The organism is Extensimonas soli (genome assembly GCF_029211265.1).
In the GTDB taxonomy this organism is placed as follows: domain Bacteria; phylum Pseudomonadota; class Gammaproteobacteria; order Burkholderiales; family Burkholderiaceae_C; genus Extensimonas; species Extensimonas soli.
In genome coordinates this window covers 1-18,203 of record NZ_JARGEL010000010.1, presented here as the reverse complement: position 1 = coordinate 18,203, position 18,203 = coordinate 1, and the positions used below count along the sequence as shown (strand labels likewise).

At 67.1% G+C, this 18,203-nt stretch carries 12 protein-coding genes and 1 tRNA gene; 5 read left to right on the top strand and 8 right to left on the bottom strand.

All coding sequences use genetic code 11. The annotated features are described in order from the left end of the window. Positions 1 to 3: 3 nt before the first annotated feature. Both PYV55_RS02685 and PYV55_RS02680 read right to left on the bottom strand, forming a co-directional pair. The gene (locus PYV55_RS02685) at positions 4 to 2,262 is read right to left on the bottom strand and encodes a sensor domain-containing diguanylate cyclase (RefSeq protein WP_275849011.1); all 2,259 of its coding nucleotides are present in this window, start codon (positions 2,260 to 2,262) and stop codon (positions 4 to 6) included. Between the two features lie 219 nt (positions 2,263 to 2,481). Then, positions 2,482 to 3,117, bottom strand: a complete 636-nt coding sequence (locus PYV55_RS02680; RefSeq protein WP_275849010.1) for a Crp/Fnr family transcriptional regulator — start codon at positions 3,115 to 3,117, stop codon at positions 2,482 to 2,484. 239 nt (positions 3,118 to 3,356) lie between these two features. Between PYV55_RS02680 and PYV55_RS02675 the strand changes: the two genes are divergently transcribed. Beyond that, entirely contained in the window at positions 3,357 to 4,379 is a 1,023-nt protein-coding gene (locus PYV55_RS02675) for a porin (RefSeq protein WP_275849008.1), read from the top strand. A 49-nt stretch (positions 4,380 to 4,428) separates the two neighbouring features. On the opposite strand, the gene PYV55_RS02670 is transcribed toward PYV55_RS02675, so the two are convergent. Then, positions 4,429 to 5,778 carry a glycerate kinase type-2 family protein gene (locus PYV55_RS02670; RefSeq protein ID WP_275849006.1) on the bottom strand — a complete coding sequence of 450 codons (1,350 nt, stop codon included), beginning with the start codon at positions 5,776 to 5,778 and terminating at the stop codon, positions 4,429 to 4,431. 237 nt (positions 5,779 to 6,015) lie between these two features. Here PYV55_RS02670 and PYV55_RS02665 point away from each other — a divergent pair, with 237 nt between their 5' ends. Then, entirely contained in the window at positions 6,016 to 7,884 is a 1,869-nt protein-coding gene (locus tag PYV55_RS02665) for a phosphodiesterase (protein WP_275849004.1), read from the top strand. 25 nt (positions 7,885 to 7,909) lie between these two features. Here the strand turns inward: PYV55_RS02665 and PYV55_RS02660 are convergent, their stop codons facing one another. Genes PYV55_RS02660 through PYV55_RS02650 form a run of 3 tightly spaced genes read right to left on the bottom strand, consistent with a single transcriptional unit; the run spans position 7,910 to position 13,845 of the window. Further along, entirely contained in the window at positions 7,910 to 9,340 is a 1,431-nt protein-coding gene (locus PYV55_RS02660; RefSeq protein WP_275849003.1) for an efflux transporter outer membrane subunit, read from the bottom strand. A gap of 3 nt (positions 9,341 to 9,343) precedes the next feature. Next, positions 9,344 to 12,490: an efflux RND transporter permease subunit gene (locus tag PYV55_RS02655; protein WP_275849001.1), complete on the bottom strand. Its 3,147-nt coding sequence runs from the start codon at positions 12,488 to 12,490 to the stop codon at positions 9,344 to 9,346. A 32-nt stretch (positions 12,491 to 12,522) separates the two neighbouring features. After that, a complete protein-coding gene (locus PYV55_RS02650; RefSeq protein ID WP_407066753.1) occupies positions 12,523 to 13,845 on the bottom strand; it encodes an efflux RND transporter periplasmic adaptor subunit in 1,323 nt (440 codons plus the stop codon). Positions 13,846 to 14,065: 220 nt separating this feature from the next. Between PYV55_RS02650 and PYV55_RS02645 the strand changes: the two genes are divergently transcribed. Beyond that, on the top strand, positions 14,066 to 14,737 hold the full coding sequence (locus tag PYV55_RS02645; protein WP_275849000.1) for a TetR family transcriptional regulator: 672 nt from the start codon (positions 14,066 to 14,068) through the stop codon (positions 14,735 to 14,737). Here the strand turns inward: PYV55_RS02645 and PYV55_RS02640 are convergent. After that, positions 14,718 to 15,980, bottom strand: coding sequence for a urate hydroxylase PuuD (locus tag PYV55_RS02640; RefSeq protein ID WP_275848998.1), 1,263 nt, complete (start codon positions 15,978 to 15,980; stop codon positions 14,718 to 14,720). The genes PYV55_RS02645 and PYV55_RS02640 overlap by 20 nt on opposite strands. Before the next feature lie 182 nt (positions 15,981 to 16,162). Here PYV55_RS02640 and serS point away from each other — a divergent pair, with 182 nt between their 5' ends. Further along, the gene (gene serS / locus PYV55_RS02635) at positions 16,163 to 17,479 is read left to right on the top strand and encodes a serine--tRNA ligase (protein ID WP_275848996.1); all 1,317 of its coding nucleotides are present in this window, start codon (positions 16,163 to 16,165) and stop codon (positions 17,477 to 17,479) included. 34 nt (positions 17,480 to 17,513) lie between these two features. After that, positions 17,514 to 17,603 (top strand) — tRNA-Ser (locus tag PYV55_RS02630). Between the two features lie 177 nt (positions 17,604 to 17,780). On the opposite strand, the gene PYV55_RS02625 is transcribed toward PYV55_RS02630, so the two are convergent. Further along, on the bottom strand, positions 17,781 to 18,080 hold the full coding sequence (locus PYV55_RS02625) for a hypothetical protein (protein ID WP_275848994.1): 300 nt from the start codon (positions 18,078 to 18,080) through the stop codon (positions 17,781 to 17,783). Positions 18,081 to 18,203: the final 123 nt, after the last annotated feature.

Genomic DNA, 18,203 nt, shown 5'->3' with positions numbered 1-18,203 from the left:
TGCTCAGGCTTGCCGCGCCCGCAGGCCGCGCGTCAGAGCCGCGTCGCCGCGGTCTTGCAGCACCTGCTGGGTCAGCACACGGTTGCGCCCCGCGCGCTTGGCCTCGTAGCAGGCCATGTCGGCGGCGTGCAGCACGGTGCGCAGGTCGTGCCAATGGGCATCGCCCAGCGGCACCAGCCCTATGCTCACGCTGAGCGTGAAGCTGTGTCCATGGTAGGTGGCTTCGAGCGCCTGCACCGCGACGCGCAGCTGCTCGGCCACGGCCTGGCCGCGCGCGAGCGAGCAGCGCGGCAGCACTACGCCGAACTTGTCGCCACCCAGGCGCGCGGCCCAGCCAGTCTGGCGCACCTGGTGGTCGATGAGCCGCGCAACATGGCGCAGCACGTCGTCGCCCGCGCCGTGGCCCGCGACTTCGTTGACCAGCGTGAGGTGGTCGAGGTCCAGAAACAGCAGCACGCCCGCCTCGGCCGGATCGAAATCGGCGTGCACCACGGCCACGTTCCCCGACCTTGCCGCGATCTCGGCCGCCTGGCCGCGCTCGGCCAGCAGCAGGCCCAGGCGCTGCTCGAAGCTCGCGCGGTTGCACAGCTGCGTGAGCGCGTCGTGCGTGCGCTCCCACTCCTGCTGGTGGCGCACCTCGCGCTGCGCGGTGATGTCCTCGAACAGCCACAGGATGCCCGCCTCGGCATCGCCCGGCTGCAGAGGCCGCGCCTGCACCTGCGCCCACATCAGGCTGCCGTCCTTGCGCACAAAGCGCGCCTCGCCGTCGAGCACGCCGTGGGCGGCAAACTCGGTCTGCATGCGGGTGCGCCAATGTGCGTAGTCGGCGTCGCTCGGGTGCAAGCGCCGCGCCGAGCGGCCCTGCAGCTCATGCACGCCGTAGCCGAGCATCTGGCACGCCTGGCGCCCGAGCAGCTGCAAAACGCCTTGGCGCGAAACCGCGATGCCCACCGGGGCGTGTTCCAAAATGGACTGCAGCTGCGCCGCGAGGGCATCGCTGCGCTGCCATTGGCGCAGGCCTTCTTGCTGCAGGCGCTGCAGCCAGTCCGCCAGCGCGGCCACCTCATCCCCCTTGGCCGCGGCACCGGTTTCAGCCCACGGCTGCGCTGCCTGCGCAGCGGGCCCAGGTGGCAACAAACCCGCGCCCGGCGCAGCCGCTGCTGCAGAAGCATCCAGTGGCCGCCGCACGCGCTGCGCCTCGCGCCCCAGGCGCGCGAGCGGCTGCGCCAGCCAGGCCAGCAGCCCCACCAGCAGCAAAGCACACCCGCCCACTGCGGCCACTGCAGCCTGCCCCGCGCCGCGGCGCAAGGCCGCCCCCGCGCCGAGCAGATCGGGCACGGCGCTCACACGCGCCACGGTCCACTGCGGCAGCGGCATGTCCGCGCAACTCGCCAGGTACCCACCCTGCACCTGCGCACGCCCCCCAAGCGCTGCCGGCGCGCATGCAGCATCAGGCCGAAGGCCCGCTTCATCGCGCACGCTGCCGAGCACACGGGCCGGATCGGTGTGGAAAAGAATGCGGCCCGTGCGCGTAAATACCAGCAGCCGCGCCTGCCCTTGCTGGGGCACGGCAGTCACTGCGGGCGCGAACAAGGCCTGCGATGGCAGCGGCACGCTGACGCCCAGCGCGCCCAGCACCTGTCCGTTCGCCCCCAGCAGCGGCAGGCTGAAGGCGATGTGCGCCGCGGCCGACCCGCCGGCAAGCACTTCGCCCACCTGCGCCCTGGCCTCGCGCACGGTGCGCTGCAAGAGCGCGCGCTCGGCGGCGCTGGCTTCGTCCAGTCCGGGCTCGTCCGCGCTTTGTGGCGCCACGCCGCTGTCGCGCAGCGTGCCGGCCTGGTGCGCTTGCAGGTGCGTGAGCACGGTGCCATCGGAGCGCGCCACGGTCATGCTGGCGAACCAGGGCGCTGCCGCGAGTTCCTGCTGCAGCGCGCGCTGCAGCGCCGCGGGCTGCGCCAGCAGTTGCGGCGTGATGCGCGTGGCCGCGCCGCGCAACGGCTTTTGCACCTGCTCGATCTTGCCCGCGAAAAGCCGTGCCAGCAGATCGACCTCGTCGCTTTGCTGGCGCGCGAGCCTGTCGAGGGCGTCCTGCTGCACGGAACGCGCCACGAGCCACGCGCTGGCAGCCCCCGCGAGCACGAGCAGCACCAGCGCCACGCCCATCAGGCGCAGCACCAGGGGGCCGGGCATGCTCCAGGCGGGGGCGACGCCCGCGGGAGCGGCGGACGATGGCGCGCAGGTCGATGGCGCAGCGAGAGGCATCAGGCCGCCTTCGGCGCAAAGGCCGTGCCCGCAAGCGCCAGCGTAAGAGGAAGATCGAACATCGAAGGCATCCACGCGCCCCGGAATGCGGGCGCATGGATGGCAGCATACGCAGCCGCAACGCGCGTGTAATTTGGGGGGAACCCGAATCCCGCCAAAGGCGCGGGCACGGCGGGCGGGCGTCCAGACGGGCACCTGCGGGACGATCTGAACGGGCTCTCAGAAACCAGGGGTAACGCCCGCAACCGATTGCAGGGCGTGCGGCTGCGGCAGGTTGAGCACGTTGCCCGTGCCTGCGATCAGACCATGCTCGCGCAGGTGGCGCAGGATGCGCGAGAAAGTCTCGGGCGCAATGCCCAACTGCGCGGCGATGATGCGCTTGCGTTCTTGCAGGGTCACGCGCAGGGTGCCGTTGGGTTCGGGCTGTGCATGCTGCAGCAGCCACTGCGCACAGCGCGCCTCGGCGTCCTGCGCCAGGCGGCTCACGGCCAGGTCCGTCTGCCGGCGGCACGCGGCGGCCATGTCGTGCAGCAAGGCGCGCGCAGGCTCCGGCAGCGCGGCACAACCTTGCTGGAACGCAGCCAAAGGCAAGCGGCGCAGCCGCACCGCCGTTTCGGCCACCATATCGACCGCGCAGTGCTTGCCAAGCAGGGCATCGGCCGCGTCCAGCCAGCACGGCCCTTCGACCAGCCCGAGGCGATGGCGCAACTCGCCGTGTTCGCACACGCCGAGCACGACGCGGCCGCTATCGAGGTGCAGCACCGAATCCAGGCGCTCGTGGCGCTGGCGCAGCATGTCGCCCGCAACCGCCGTCTCGGCTTCCGAAGAAAGGGGGAACAGGGTGGATGACAACATGGTGCCCCGACTGTGCCGTGCCGCGCCGCCGCCCATATTGAGCAAAATCAAATGGTGCCACCTATCCGGCCGCCCACACGTGCCGCGCCACCGCCATGCACCACCTTGCGGCGGCATGAGAATTGCTTTTATTTGCCATGGCCGCTTTTTGTGCCCAGCGCATTGCCGGGGTTGCCATAGATCGCGCGCCGGCGTCGCGCCGACAATGCCGGCGTTCCTTTTTTCCAGGAGGGTTATCCATGAAAAAGAATCTCGTCACCCTGGCCGCGCTGCTGTGCGCCGCAGCCGCCCAGGCCCAGAGCTCCGTGCAGGTCACGGGCTTGCTCGATGCCTATGTGGGCTCCATGCGCTATGCCGGCGATGCCGAGCGCACCAGCACTGTGGGCAGCGGCGGCATGACGACCTCGTGGTTCGGCTTCAAGGGCAGCGAAGACCTGGGCGGCGGGCTCAAGGCAAACTTTGCCCTGACAGGCTTCATGCGCATGGATACGGGCGAACCCGGCCGTTTCCCGAATGACCCTTTCTTTTCGCGCGATGCGAACGTGGGACTCTCGGGCAGTTTTGGCGCCGTGACGCTGGGGCGCGGCCTGGCGCCCAACTTCCTGCCCTCGGTGATCGCCAACCCGCTGGGCGACTCCTTCACCTTCGCGCCGCTGATCCTGCACATGGACGTGCCGCTGTTCAACGCCTCGCACTGGGCCAATTCCGTGCCCTCGGACACTGGCTGGTCGAATGAAATCATCTACACCACGCCCGACTTCTCGGGCCTGAAGGCCAATCTGCACTACCAGTTCGGCGAAGTGCCCGGCAGCAACGGCAAGAAGAACGTCGGCGTCAACGCGCTGTATTTCAACGGCCCGCTCACGCTCACGGCGTTTTACGAGCACGACCAGATCAGCAACCCCGCGCCCACCACCTACTTCGGCACGACCAAGAAGGACTGGATGCTCGGCGGCGCCTACGACTTCAGCGTCGTCAAGGCTTATCTGACTTATGGCCAGGCCAAGTCCGACGACAGCCCGATCAAGGCCAAGACCACGCAGGTCGGCGCCTCGATCCCGCTCGGCGGGCCGGGCAAGGTGCTGGCCTCGTGGGCGCAGACCAAGCTCACGGACGTGGACCTCAAGCGCAAGACCTTCACGCTCGGCTACGACTACAACCTGTCCAAGCGCACCGACGTCTATGCGATGCTCATGAACGACCGCATCACGAACCAGGACACGGGCAACAGCTTCGGCATCGGCATGCGCCACAGCTTCTGACGCCTGCAGGCCCACTTCCAGCGCGCACTTGCGCACACTTGAACGCCGCTCAGAGCACCAGCAGCGCGCGAAAGTCGTTCACGTTGGTGTAGGTCGGCCCGGTCACGAGCAAGTCGTCCAGGGCCGAAAAGAATCCCCAGGAATCGTTGCGCGCAAGGTGCTCGGCCACGCGCAGGCCGGCGCGTGCGGCGCGCGCGAGCGTGTCCGGCGCCACCCAGGCGCCCGCGTTGCTCTCGCTGCCGTCTATGCCGTCGGTGTCTGCCGCGAGCGCCCAGATGTTCGGCGCGCCTTGCAGCGCCTGCGCGAGTGCGAGGCAAAACTCGCCCGCGCGCCCGCCGCGCCCCGGCAAATCGCCCGCAGCGCGCGGGTGCACCGTCACGGTGGTTTCGCCGCCCGACAAGAGCACGCAGGGCGCCGCAAACGGCGCGCCGCGCTGCGCCACGCTGCGCGCGAGCGCCGCGTGCACCTTGGCCACTTCGCGCGACTCGCCTTCGATCGCGTCCGAGAGCACGTGCGCAGCGATCCCTGCGCCGCGCGCAGCCTGCGCCGCAGCCTGCAACGCCTGCCAGGGCGTGGCGATCAGGCGCACGATGTTTTTGGCAAAAGCCGCAGCGCCAGGCTTGGGCGTCTCGAGCACGCCGCTTTCCAGCCCTTGCCGCAGCGACTGCGGCAGCGCGATGCCATAACGCCGCACGATCTCGAGCACCTCGGCGCAGCTGCTCGCGTCGGGCACCGTGGGGCCGCTCGCGATCACGGCAGGGTCGTCGCCCGGCACGTCGCTGATCGCGAGCGTGCACACCGGCGCCGGTGTGCACGCAAGCGCGAGGCGCCCGCCCTTGATGCGCGAGAGGTGTTTGCGCACGCAGTTCATCTCGGCGATGTTCGCGCCGCTTGCGAGCAAGGCGCGGCTGATGCGCTGCTTGTCCTGCAAGGTCAACCCCTCCACGGGCAGCGCGAGCAGCGCCGAGCCGCCGCCCGAGACGAGGAACAGCACCAGGTCGTCGGCCGTGAGGCGGCTTGCCTGCACGAGCGCAAGCATGCGCTGCGCTGCCGCCTCGCTCGCGGCGTCGGGCACGGGGTGCGCGGCCTCCGTCACTTCGATGCGCTGCGGCAGTCCCGCGGATCGCGGCGGAATGTGGCCGTAGCGCGTCACGACCAGGCCCGACAGCGGCGCATCCGCCGGCCACAGCGCCTCGAGCGCCTGCGCCATCGCGCCCGCAGCCTTGCCCGCGCCGAGCACCAGCGTGCGCCCGCGCGGCGGCGCGGGCAAGGCAGCCGCGAGCCCATGCAAGGGCTGAGCGCTGCGCACCGCGGCCTCGAACAATCCCCGCAGGAAGGCGTGCGGCTGGGTGTGCGGGTCAGGCAGCGGTGGGGACAAGGGGGCGCTTGGGTCTGGCATGGCACGCCTCGCTGCGGGCCGACGGGTCGAAGTCCGCACGAAAAAGAAGGATTTTTACAATCAAAACAGTAGCTGCTTGTGCTTTATGGAAAAGCACAAGTGGCACTTTCAATCCCATAAAAAATCATCAAAAACAATAGCGTTTGGCGGGCTGCCACATTCCCGTCATCGGCAGCAATTATGGTCCTGCCCCTGCCCCTGCCCCTGCCCCTGCCCCTGCCCCTGCCCCTCGCTCCCATGACCCACATACCACCGCCCGCTCGGCATGCGGCCATGCTGGCCCTGCTTTCCCCTGCGCTGCGCCACGGTACGGGCACGCTGGCGCGTCTGGTGCGCACGGGTGCGCTGCAGTGCGTGTTCCAGCCCTTGGGCGACTTGCGCACTGGCGGGGTGTATGCCCACGAGGCCTTGATTCGCGGCCCGCAGGATACCGTCTGGCACTCGCCCCTTGCGCTGCTGGAGCAGGCGCAGCGCGAGCAAGTCCTGGCCGACTTCGAGCTGTTTTGCATCTTCACCGCGCTGCGCGACTGGGCGGCCACGCACCCCGCCGGCACTGCGCCGGGGCGCCTGTTCGTCAACATCAGCGCCGATGCGCTGGTGCTGGGCGTGTCCATTTTCGGCACCAAGCTCGCGCAGGCGGTGCGCAGCATGGGGAGCAAGGCGCGCATGCTGGTGCTCGAAGTCACCGAACACGAGCGCGTGGCCGACATGGCCGCACTGCGCGAAGCCGTCAAAACCGTGCACGCCTGCGGCATACGCCTGGCGCTCGACGACTTCGGCGACGGCCGCTCCAGCCTGCGCCTGTGGTCCGAGGTCAAGCCCGACTTCGTGAAAATCGACAAGCATTTCATCCACGCCATCAGCGCGCACCCGGAAAAGCTGCAGATGCTGCAGGCCATCAAAGGCATCGCCGAGATGTTCGGCACGCAGCTGATTGCCGAAGGCATAGAGACCCGCGAAGACCTGCACGCCCTGCGCGACCTGGACATTCCGTTCGGCCAGGGCTGGCTGCTGGGCCGCCCGGTGCAAGCGCCGCGTGCCTGCCTGGAGGATGCGGCGCTGGCCGTGCTGCGAGACCGGCACGTGGCCGTACTCCCCCACCTTGGACAAACGGCCCGCCCTGGCATCCTGCGCAGCATCCCCATGGTGCAGGCGCCGACCGTCAGCCCCGACGCAAGCAACGACGCCGTCGCTGCGCTGTTCCATGCGCATCCAACCCTGCACGCCTTGCCCGTGGTCGAAGGCACGCGCCCGCTGGCGCTGATCAACCGCCTGCAGTTCATGAACCGCTACGCCATGCTCTACTTCCGCGAGGTGCATGGCCGCAAACCCTGCCTGGCATTCGCCAATCCGTCGCCGCGCGTGGTCGAACTCGACTGCGACGTGGAGCAACTCATGGGCATCCTCACCTCGCAGGACCAGCGCTACCTCAACGACGGCTACATCGTGACCGACAACGGCCGCTACCTGGGCCTGGGCACGGGCGCCCAGTTGGTGCGCGCCGTCACGGAAACGCGCATCGAGGCCGCGCGCCACGCCAATCCCTTGACCTTCCTGCCCGGCAACATCCCCATCAGCCTGCACATACAGCGCCTGCTCGACAACGGCACCGAATTCACGGCCGGCTACGCCGACCTGAACCACTTCAAGCCCTTCAACGACTATTACGGCTACTGGCGCGGCGACCAGATGATCCGTCTGCTGGCCCGGCTGGCTACGGCGCACTGCGACCCGCGCCGCGATTTCGTCGGGCATGTGGGGGGCGACGACTTCGTGCTGCTGTTCCAAAGCAGCGACTGGCTGCAGCGCTGCGAGAACCTCGTGGCGGAATTCGCCCGCGAGGCCCTCTTGCTGTTCGACGAGGCCGCGCGCAAGGCCGGCGGCATCCACGCCGAAGACCGCGACGGCGTGCGCCGCTTTTTTCCCTGCACCACCTTGTCGATCGGTGTGGCACGCATCACGCCAGGTGCGCTGCACCGCGCCGAAGACGTGGCCAACCTGGCCGCCCTGGCCAAGCACGAGGCCAAGCTGGCCGCGAGCGGCATCGCCGTGCACACCAGCCCCGCCGCAACGCAGGCCGCACCGGAACTGGCACGCGCTGCCTGAGCGGCAGGCAGCGCAGCGCGCAAGCTCAGTTTTTCGCCACCGAGGCTTCGCCCTCGCTCCAGCCGCCGCCCAGCGCCTTGTAGAGCAGCACCTGGTTCTGCCGCTGCGCGAGCTGCGTCTGCGCAAGCGCCTGCTGCGCCGCAAACAGCGTGCGCTGGGCGTCGAGCAGTTCGAGGTAGCTGGCCACGCCGCTGCGGTAGCGCTGGTCGGACAGGCGGTAGCTGACCAGCGCCGCATCGACCTGCTGCTGCAGCGCCTGCACCTGGTCGCCCAGCGTCGCGCGGCCCGCGAGCGCGTCGGAGACCTCGCGGAACGCCGTCTGGATGGCTTTTTCGTACTGCGCCACGGCAATCTCGCGGCCCGCGCGGGCGGAATCGAGCCCGGCCTGGTTGCGTCCGGCGTCGAAGACGGTCAGCAAGGTCTGGTTGGCCTGCGTCCACACCCAGGTGCCGCCGCTGAACAGGTCGGAGAGCTGGTTGCTCGCATTGCCCGTGGAGGCCGTGAGCGCAATGCGCGGAAAGAAGGCCGCGCGCGCCGCGCCGATGTTGGCGTTGGCCGCGATCAGCTGCTGTTCGGCCTGGCGAATGTCGGGGCGACGCGTGAGCAGATCGGAAGGCATGCCCGCGGGCACATCGACGAATTGCACGCCTTGCTGCGTGTCGAGCAAAGACTCGGGTACGCCCTGGCCCACGAGCAGGGTGAACACGTTGAAGTCGAGCGCGCGCTGGCGTTTTTGCTGCGCGAGCGTGGCGCGCGCCGTGGCGGCGAGCGATTCGGCCTGGCGCAGGTCGAGCTCCGACGCCACGCCCTGCTCGAAGCGCATGCGGATGAGCTTGAGCGACTCTTCGCGCGTGGCCAGCGTGCGCTCGGTCAGCGCGAGCAGTTGGTCATCGGTCTGCAGGCTCAGCCAGGTGCTCACGACCGAGGCAATCAAGCTGGTCTGCACCGCGCTGCGCGCCTCTTGCGTGGCAAAGAACTGCGCGAGCGCTGCTTCCTTGAGGCTTTGCAGGCGCCCGAACAGGTCGATCTCCCAGCTCGCCATGGTCAGGCCCACGGTGTAGGCGTGCGCCATGTTGCCGTTGGCGCCGGGCTGGTAGCTGCCCGTCAGGCCCGCGCTGACGGTGGGCAGCTGGTTCGCACGGTTGATCTGGTACTGCGCGCGCGCCTGCTCTATCGTGAGTGCAGCGACGCGCAGGTCACGGTTGTTGGCAAGCGCCAATTCCACGATGGAGCGCAGGCGCGCATCGTTGACGAAGTCCTGCCAGCGGATGTCCGCCGCCTGCGGCTTGGCCGTGTCGGCGACGGGGGCTGGAGCGCCGCCAGGCACGCTGGGCCACTGCGGCGCCACAGGCGCAGCAGGGCGCTCGTAGGTCGGAATCAAAGAGCAGGCGCTGAGCCCCAGGGCCAGCAGCGCCGCGCTCCAGCGCAGCGAAGGAACGGAAACGGTCGAAGCCATGGTTCAGTGGTCCTTGTGTTCTTCGGTGGCTGCGGGAGCGGCCTGCCCAGAGCGCGGCTCGCCTTTGAACAGGCTGCGCACCACGACAAAGAAGATCGGCACGAAAAAGATCGCCAGGAAGGTGCCGGTGATCATGCCGCCGATCACCCCCGTGCCGATCGCGCGCTGGCTGGCCGAGCTCGCGCCCGTGGCGATGGCCAGCGGCACCACGCCGAGGATGAAGGCCATGGAGGTCATCAAAATCGGCCGGAAGCGCAGGTGCGCCGCCTGCAGCGCGGCGTCGAACACGCTGCGGCCCTCGGCCTGCAAGTCTTTCGCAAACTCGATGATCAAAATCGCGTTCTTCGCCGACAGACCGATGATGGTCACGAGGCCGACCTGGAAATACACGTCATTGGGCATGCTGCGCAACAGCACCGCCAGCAGCATGCCGAGCACGCCCAGCGGCACCACCAGCATCACCGAGAACGGGATCGACCAGCTCTCGTACAGCGCGGCCAGGCACAGGAACACGGACAGAATCGCAAACGCATAGAGCACGATGGCCTGCGAGCCGGCGATCTTTTCTTCGCGCGACTGGCCCGTCCACTCGAAGCCGAAGCCCGCAGGTAGCTGTGATGCAAGGCGCTCCATCTCGGCCATGGCCTGCCCCGTGCTGTAGCCCGGCGCGGCGTTGCCCGCGATGCGCATTGAGGGGTAGCCGTTGTAGCGCACCGTCTGCATGGGCCCGGTCACCCAGCGCGTCGTGGCAAAGGTGGAAAACGGCACCAGATTGCCCCGGCTGTTAATGGCCGTGAGTTGGAGGATATCGTTGGGCTGCATGCGCGCGGGCGCATCGGCCTGCACGACGACACGCTGCATGCGCCCGGCATTCGGAAAATCGTTGATGTAGGACGAACCGAAGGCCACCGAAATGGCGTTGTTGATGGCCGCAAAGCTCACCCCTTGCGCGCTCGCCTTGTCGCGGTCTATGTCCACCTGCAGTTGCGGCGCGTCTTCGAGGCCGTCGGGGCGCACGGCCGTGAGCACGGGGCTCTTCATGGCCATGCCCAGGAGCTGGTTGCGCGCATTCACGAGCGCATCGTGGCCGTTGCTGCCGCGGTCCTGCAGTCGGAAGGAAAAGCCCGTGCTCGTGCCGAGTTCGGGAATCGGCGGCGGACTCAGCACGAAGATGAAGGCGTCACGAATCTTCGAGAAGGCCCCCATGGCGCGCCCCACGATGGCTTCGACGCTGTGCTCGGCTCCTGGACGCTCGGCCCAGTCCTTGAGCGTGACAAAAGCAAGGCCGGCGTTCTGTCCACGCCCCGAGAAGCTGAAGCCCTGCACGGACACGATGTTGTCCACCTCGGGCTGCTTGAGCATGAACTCCTCGATCTGCTTCACCACGGCGTCGGTGCGGCTGAGCGCCGCGCCTGGCGGCAGCTGGATGTTCACGAGCGCGAAACCCTGGTCTTCATTGGGCAGGAAGGAAGTGGGCAGACGCAGGTAGAGCACGCCGGCGGCCGCCACCAGGGCCACATAGACGATCATCATGCGGCCGCCGCGGTGCAGGAGCTTGGCCACCCAGCCTTCGTAGCGCTTGGCGCTGCGGTTGAAGCTGCGGTTGAACCAGCCGAAAAAGCCTTTTTTCTCGTGGTGGTGCCCGGCCTCGACGGGCTTGAGCAGCGTGGCGCACAAAGCCGGCGTGAGCGAAAGCGCCAGAAAGGCCGAAAAAGCGATGGACACGGCCATCACCGCCGAAAACTGGCGGTAGATGTTGCCCACAGAGCCCGCAAAGAACGCCAGCGGCAAAAACACCGACACCAGCACCACGGTGATGCCGACCACGGCGCCCGAGATCTGCCCCATGGCCTTGCGCGTGGCCTCGCGCGGCGGCAGGCCCTCTTCGCTCATGATGCGCTCGACGTTTTCCACCACCACGATGGCGTCGTCCACCACGATGCCGATCACCAGCACCATGCCGAACATGCTCAGCACGTTGATCGAAAAGCCCATGGCCAGCAAAGCGCCGAAAGTGCCCAGCAACGCCACCGGCACGACAATGGTCGGAATCAAGGTGTAACGGATGTTCTGCAGGAACACGAACATCACGATGAACACCAGCACGATGGCTTCAAACAGCGTTTGCACCACCTTCTCGATCGAGATCGAGACGAACTTGGAGCTGTCGTAGGGCAGGCTCCAGCGCACCCCTTTGGGGAAATACTTTTCCAGCTCCTGCAGCCGCGCGCGCACCATCTTGGCCGACGCGAGCGCGTTGCCGCTGGGCGAGAGCTGTATGCCAATGCCCGCGGCCGGCTTGCCGTTGAGGCGCGCCGAAGTCATGTAGGCCTCGACGCCGAGTTCGATGCGCGCCACGTCCTTGAGCCGCACCGCGGAGCCGTCGGGGTTGGCGCGCAGCACGATCTTGCCGAACTGCTCCACCGAGCTGAGTTGCCCTGGCACCACCACGGTGGCCGTGATGGTCTGCTCCTTCAGGTTGGGCAGGTTGCCCAGGCTGCCCGAAGACACCTGCGCGTTCTGCGCCTGAATGGCGGCGGCGATGTCGGCGGTTGAGACGTTGTAGCCCTGCATCTTTGCCGGGTCTATCCACACGCGCATGGAGCGCTCCGCGCCGAACAGCTGCACCTGCCCGATGCCGGGCACGCGCTGCAGCTCGGGCACCACGTTGCGCGCCGCATAGTCGGTCAGGTCATAAAGCGTAACGTCCGGCGAATCGGACGAAAGCATTGCGAACTGCAGGAAGTTCGAGCGCGACTTGTCCACCTTCACGCCCTGCTGGGTCACCGCCGCAGGCAGGCGCGGCGTGGCGCGCGAGAGGCGGTTTTGCACGTCCACCTGCGCCATGTCGGGGTTGATGCCGGGCTCGAAACTCAGCGTCAGCGTGCCCGTGCCGTCGGCCTGGCTCACGGCCTCCATGTAGGCGAGGCCGGTGGCGCCGTTCATCTCGCGCTCGACCACGGCGATCACGCTGTCTTCGAGCGTCTGCGCGGACGCACCGGGGTAGGTAAATGACACCACGATGCTCGGCGGCGCCACCGTGGGGTACTGCGCCACGGGCAGCTGCGTGATCGACACGCCACCCAGCACCATGATGAAAATGGCAACCACCCAGGCAAAAATCGGGCGGTCAATGAAGAACTTGGGCATGAAGAGCGCTCCTCTTGGTTAGCGACTGGCGCTCACTGGCGAGCCGCAGCGGGAGCGCTGGCCGCATTGGCCGGGGAGGAGCTTGGCGCTGCCGGCGCGCCGGAGGCTGCGCCCGCGCTGGCCCCGGCGCCACCCGCCGCGGCGGCTTGCCAGGGCACAGCCTTCACGGGGGTGCCCGGCGGCAGCATCATCAACTTCTGGAAGCCGTCCACCATGACCTGCTCGCCCGCCTTGAGGCCGTCGAGCACCACCCACTGGTTGCCGCGCGCCGCACCGACTTTGACCTTGCGTGGGCTGAGCTTGCCGTCGGGACCGACCACCGTGACCGTGTCGCCCTGCTGCGTGCGCGTGACGGCCTGCTGCGGCACCGTGATGCCGTTGGGCAACTGCGCCTGCTCGACGCGCACGCGCACGTACAGGCCTGGCAGCAAGTCGCCCTTGGGGTTGGGCACCTCGGCGCGCAGGGTGATCTGGCCCGTGGCCTGGTCCACCGTCAGGTCCGAAAACAGCAGTTTGCCGGGCTGGGCGTATTCGCTGCCGTCTTCGAGCACGATGCGCACACGCGCCGCGTTTTCATTGCCCACGCGCTGCAGCTGCCCCGCCGCCATGGCGTTGCGCAGCTGCATGACTTCGGTGGCCGATTGCGTGAAGTTGACGTACACGGGGTTGATCTGCTGGATCACGGCCAGTTGCGTGGCCTCGCCCTGCCCCACGAGCGCGCCTTCGGTCACGAGCGCGCGCCCGATGCGCCCCGAAATCGGCGCCGTGACGCTCGCGTAGCCCAGGTTGATGCGCGCGGTCTGCACGGCCGCCTTGCCCGCGGCCACATCGGCCTCGGCCTGCTTTTGCGCCGCCGCGGCGTTGTCATAGTCCTGCTTGCTCACGGCATTCACGGCCACGAGCGGCTTGTAGCGCTCGGCCAGCGCCGTGGCTTGCAGCACATTGGCCTGCGAACGCGCGAGCGCGGCCTCGGCGCTTTGCAGCGCGGCCTGGTAGGGCGCAGGGTCGATGGCATAGAGCAGCTCGCCCGCCTTGACGTCGCTGCCTTCACGAAACAGCCGCTTTTGCACGATGCCCGCCACGCGCGCACGCACCTGCGCGATGCGGAAGGCCTCGACGCGGCCAGGCAGTTCGGTCACCAGGCCGACTTCACCGGGCTGCACCGTGACCACGCCCACTTCGGGCGGCGGACGCTGGGCACCGGCACCGGCACCGGCTGGCGCCTCGGGCTTGCCGCAGGCGCTCAGCAGCGCGGTGGCACACACCGCCGTTGCCATGAGCCCAACGCGCAAACGCCACGCTGGTGTCGCGGAGGAAAACGGAAGAACAATCTCGGCGTGTCGCAAGGCAGGCATGGTGTTCCTTCGATCAAAAATTCAGACGGTCGCCCACCCGCCAGCGAACCCAGCGAGCACGGCAAAAATGGGAAGACATTGCGATTCCAGGCCATGCATCCCACATGCCAAGTGAGCACCTGTTCAGGCGCCTGGTCGCGTCATGAAGCGGCGCAGTATATATACATCCGCGAATGTATGTATATTCGCCCGATCGGCACGCACTGTGGAGGGTTTTTTGATGGCTAGACGCACCAAGGCCGACGCGCAGGCCACGCGGGAGAGCCTGCTCGATGCTGCCGAACAACTGTTTCAGGCGCGTGGCGTTTCGCGCACCTCGCTCAACGACATCGCCGTGGCCGCGCACGCCACGCGCGGCGCGATCTACTGGCACTTCAAGGACAAGGCCGACCTCGTCAACGCCATGATGGAGCGCGTGAGCCTGCCGCTGGAGCAAATGCTCGCGCACGAGCAGCTCGTGCAAGCCCAAGACCCCGTGGCCGAACTGCACGCCGTGATGCTCGAGGTGCTGCACCTGATCGCCACCGACGCGCAGACGCGCCGCGTGCTGCAGATCGCCACGCACAAGGTCGAATACGTCGACGAGCTCGGCGCCGTGCAGTCGCGCCACCTGAGCGTGCACGCCGAGTGCCTGCAGCGCAACCGCCAGACGCTCGCCAAAGCCTTCGCGGTGCGCGCCGTCACACCGCTCGTGCCGCTCGATACCGCCGTGCTCGGGCTGCAGGTGCTGCTCGAAGGGCTGGTCAACCAGTGGCTGCTCGACCCGGCGGGCTTCGACCTCGTGCAAGCCGGCAGCGCCACGCTCGACGTGTACCTGGCGGGCCTGGGCCTGCCGCGCAAGCCCACGTCGGCCGCCGCGCCCGCGCCCGCGCTCACGGCCGCGCGCGCGTAGCCGCATCGCCACCTGCCGCGCCGCCGGCTACGTCCGCCGTGTACCACTGCGCGATGAGCGCGCGCTCGGCCTCGGTCATCTGCGTGGCATTGTTCATGGGCATGCGCTTTTCCACCGCCACCTGCTGGTAGATCGCCTGCGCGTGCCGGCGCAGGTTTTCGGGCACGTCCAAACGCAAGCCTTTCATCTGCACCTGCGCGCCGTGGCAGGACACGCAGCGCTGCTGCACGATGGCCTGCACTTTTTCAGCATCATTTTGGCCCCCAGCGCTTGATACACCTGCGCTAGCAGCTATCGAAACAAGACCATCCGATGTCTGCGGCCGCAACCACCACAACAGGGCCGCGAGCACCGCCACGCCCACCAGCGCATACGGCAGCGGATGGCGGTTGCGCCCGAGCTTGTAGCCATGGCGCAGTACGAAAAACTGGCGAATGCTCGCGCCCGCAAACATCATGAGCACGAGCACGAGCCAGTTCTGCGGATGGCTCCAGGTGAAGCTGTAGTGCCCGCTGAGCATCGCAAACACCACCGGCAGCGTGAAATACGTGTTGTGCACGCTGCGCTGCTTGCCGCGCAGCCCGTGCAGCGGATCGACCGGTTGCCCCGCGCGCAGCGCCGCCACCATCTTGCGCTGGCCCGGGATGATCCAGAAAAACACGTTTGCGCTCATGCTCGTGGCCAGCATCGCGCCCACGAGCAAAAAGGCCGCGCGCCCGGCAAACCAATGGCAGGCCAGCCAGGCCGCCGCCGCGACGAGCACGAGCACGAGCGCCCCGACGATGGCGTCGCCACGCGGGCGTTGCCCCCAGATGCGGCACACGGCGTCATACAACAGCCAGAACGCCACCAGAAAGCCCAACGCCACCGCCACTGCCAGCGCCGGCGGCCAGTCCATGCGTGACTTGTCGATCAGGTAGGTGCTCGCATTCCACAGGTAAGACACCGTGAAGAGCGCAAAGCCGCTGAGCCAGGTGCTGTAACTCTCCCAAAAAAACCAATGCAGATGTGCGGGCAGCTGCGGCGGCGCGACGCTGAACTTCATCGGGTGGTAAAAACCCCCGCCGTGCACAGCCCAGAGCTCGCCGCTCACGCCCTGGCGGCGCAAGTCCTCGTCCTGCGGCGGCGTGAGGCTGCTGTCGAGAAACACGAAATAAAACGACGACCCTATCCAGGCGATCGCCGTGACCACGTGCAACCAGCGCAGCAGCAGATTGGCCCAATCGAGCAGATAACTTTCCATGTGCGGCACACCTCAGCCAAGCTGCTCACCACCGCGGGCGCTCTGAGCAGCACACGAAAAACGGCCGCGCTTCTGAATCGGGAGAACCCTTGGACACTTCAGGCACCGCTGCGACCGCGCCGTGGAGTGTATGCACGAATCGTTCCCGCGGCGCATTCCCGCGGCGACCTAAAATCCCGCGCATGCTCGACCTCCTCCTCCTTCGCAAAGACCTGCCCAGCGTCATCGCACGGCTCGAAACCCGCAAAAACCCCCAGCCCTTCCTCGACGTCGCGGCCTTCCAGGTGCTCGAAGCCGAGCGCAAGACGCTGCAAGCGCACACCGAGGCGCTGCAGGCGCGTCGCAACAGCCTTTCCAAGCAGATCGGCCAGTGCAAGGCGCGGGGCGAAAACGCCGACGCACTCATGGCCGAGGTCGCCCAACTCAAAGATGAGCTAGAGCATTCCGCCGCGCGGCTCGAACAAATCCAGGCCGAGCTGCACGCGCTGCTGCTCGCCGTGCCCAACCTGCCGCATGCAAGCGTGCCCGTGGGTGCGGACGAAAGCGCCAACGTCGAAGTGCGCCGCTGGGGCACGCCGCCGCAGTTCGACTTCACACCCAAAGACCACGTCGATGTCGGCACGCCGCTGGGGCTCGACTTCGAAACCGGCGCCAAACTCTCGGGCGCGCGCTTTTCCGTCATGCAAGGCCCGATCGCGCGCCTGCACCGCGCGCTCGCGCAGTTCATGCTCGACCTGCAAACCGGCGAACATGGCTACACCGAATGCTACGTGCCCTACGTCGTCAACGCCGAGTCGCTCTTGGGCACAGGCCAGTTGCCCAAGTTCGCAGGCGACCTGTTTGCCGTGCAAAAAGGTGGGCAGGACGCCGAGCCTGCGCCCGAACAGGCTGCGCTCTACCTCATTCCCACGAGTGAAGTGCCGCTCACCAATTTCGTGCGCGACACCGTGCTCCTTGAGAGCGAACTGCCACGCAAACTCACCGCGCACACCCCCTGCTTTCGCTCCGAAGCCGGCAGCCACGGGCGCGACACGCGCGGCATGATCCGCCAGCACCAGTTCGACAAGGTCGAGCTCGTGCAGATCGTGCACCCCGAAAAAAGCTACGAAACGCTCGAAGCCATGACGCACCACGCCGAGGCCGTGCTGCAGCGCCTGGGCCTGCACTACCGCGTCATGAGCCTGTGCACCGGCGACCTGGGCTTTGGTGCCGCAAAAACTTACGACCTCGAGGTGTGGTTGCCCGGCCAAAATACATTCCGCGAAATCAGCTCGGTGAGCAATTGCGAAGCCTTCCAGGCACGCCGCCTGCAAGCCCGCTTCAAAAACGCTCAGGGCAAAAACGAACTCGTGCACACGCTCAACGGCTCGGGCCTCGCCGTAGGCCGCACCCTCGTCGCAGTGCTCGAAAACTACCAGCAAGCCGACGGCAGCGTAACCATCCCCGAAGCCCTGCGCCCCTACCTGGGCGGCCAAACCCGCCTCGCGCCAGATGCTTGAGACAGTTTGCTAGAATTGCGCGCTTCGACACCAAGGAGAGGTGGCAGAGTGGTCGAATGTACCTGACTCGAAATCAGGCGTACGTGCAAGCGTACCGTGGGTTCGAATCCCACCCTCTCCGCCAAAAATATTTTCTAAGTCATTGATTTAGAAGAAAAAAAGCCACAGAAAGGTGGCTTTTTTTCTGTCCGGCCATCTTTCTAACCATATCGGTTTCGTGGCTGTAGCTGGACGTTAGCGTGCTTGATTGGACTGTTTCTTCAGTTGATGGAGCTAAGCAACCTTCCCACCTTTGCTGCTGTCAGTGCTTCTCAGGCGCTCGCCGGGGGGGTACTTGACTGTTGAGGTGCGCGTCGATGGTGTTCCCGATCCAATTTAGGCACTCGGCCATGTCAATCACCTGGTTGACCTCTTCACCAGCATCAGACTTAGGCGATTCGCCGGTCTCTACTACATCATCATTGCTGGCATTTCCGTCTCGTGGCCTCACATCAGCGGCTATCACCAAGAATCCTGGCAGCGCCGCACAAACTTTCTTGGTCGTGTGGCCGCTTTCGCAGCCTTGCAGGATGTGGTGCAAGCCGTCGATGGCATCAGCCACCAGCGCCGCGACCTCTGAGTGTTGATTCCAGAAACAAAGTGAGCCGGCTTCCGAACCAAAATTGAGCCACTGAATTGACGGTCAAATGGCTGTCTGGATTGTGGATAAGTCTACATCTTCGGC

What these genes read in the sequence shown, in the direction of transcription:
- serS (WP_275848996.1), top strand. Translation starts at nt 16,163, where the DNA reads ATGCTCGACCTCCTCCTCCTTCGCAAAGACCTGCCCAGCGTCATCGCA.
- PYV55_RS02665 (WP_275849004.1), top strand. Translation starts at nt 6,016, where the DNA reads ATGACCCACATACCACCGCCCGCTCGGCATGCGGCCATGCTGGCCCTG.
- PYV55_RS02640 (WP_275848998.1), bottom strand. Translation starts at nt 15,980, where the DNA reads ATGGAAAGTTATCTGCTCGATTGGGCCAATCTGCTGCTGCGCTGGTTG.
- PYV55_RS02655 (WP_275849001.1), bottom strand. Translation starts at nt 12,490, where the DNA reads ATGCCCAAGTTCTTCATTGACCGCCCGATTTTTGCCTGGGTGGTTGCC.
- PYV55_RS02675 (WP_275849008.1), top strand. Translation starts at nt 3,357, where the DNA reads ATGAAAAAGAATCTCGTCACCCTGGCCGCGCTGCTGTGCGCCGCAGCC.
- PYV55_RS02650 (WP_407066753.1), bottom strand. Translation starts at nt 13,845, where the DNA reads ATGCCTGCCTTGCGACACGCCGAGATTGTTCTTCCGTTTTCCTCCGCG.
- PYV55_RS02645 (WP_275849000.1), top strand. Translation starts at nt 14,066, where the DNA reads ATGGCTAGACGCACCAAGGCCGACGCGCAGGCCACGCGGGAGAGCCTG.
- PYV55_RS02685 (WP_275849011.1), bottom strand. Translation starts at nt 2,262, where the DNA reads ATGCCTCTCGCTGCGCCATCGACCTGCGCGCCATCGTCCGCCGCTCCC.
- PYV55_RS02680 (WP_275849010.1), bottom strand. Translation starts at nt 3,117, where the DNA reads ATGTTGTCATCCACCCTGTTCCCCCTTTCTTCGGAAGCCGAGACGGCG.
- PYV55_RS02660 (WP_275849003.1), bottom strand. Translation starts at nt 9,340, where the DNA reads ATGGCTTCGACCGTTTCCGTTCCTTCGCTGCGCTGGAGCGCGGCGCTG.
- PYV55_RS02670 (WP_275849006.1), bottom strand. Translation starts at nt 5,778, where the DNA reads ATGCCAGACCCAAGCGCCCCCTTGTCCCCACCGCTGCCTGACCCGCAC.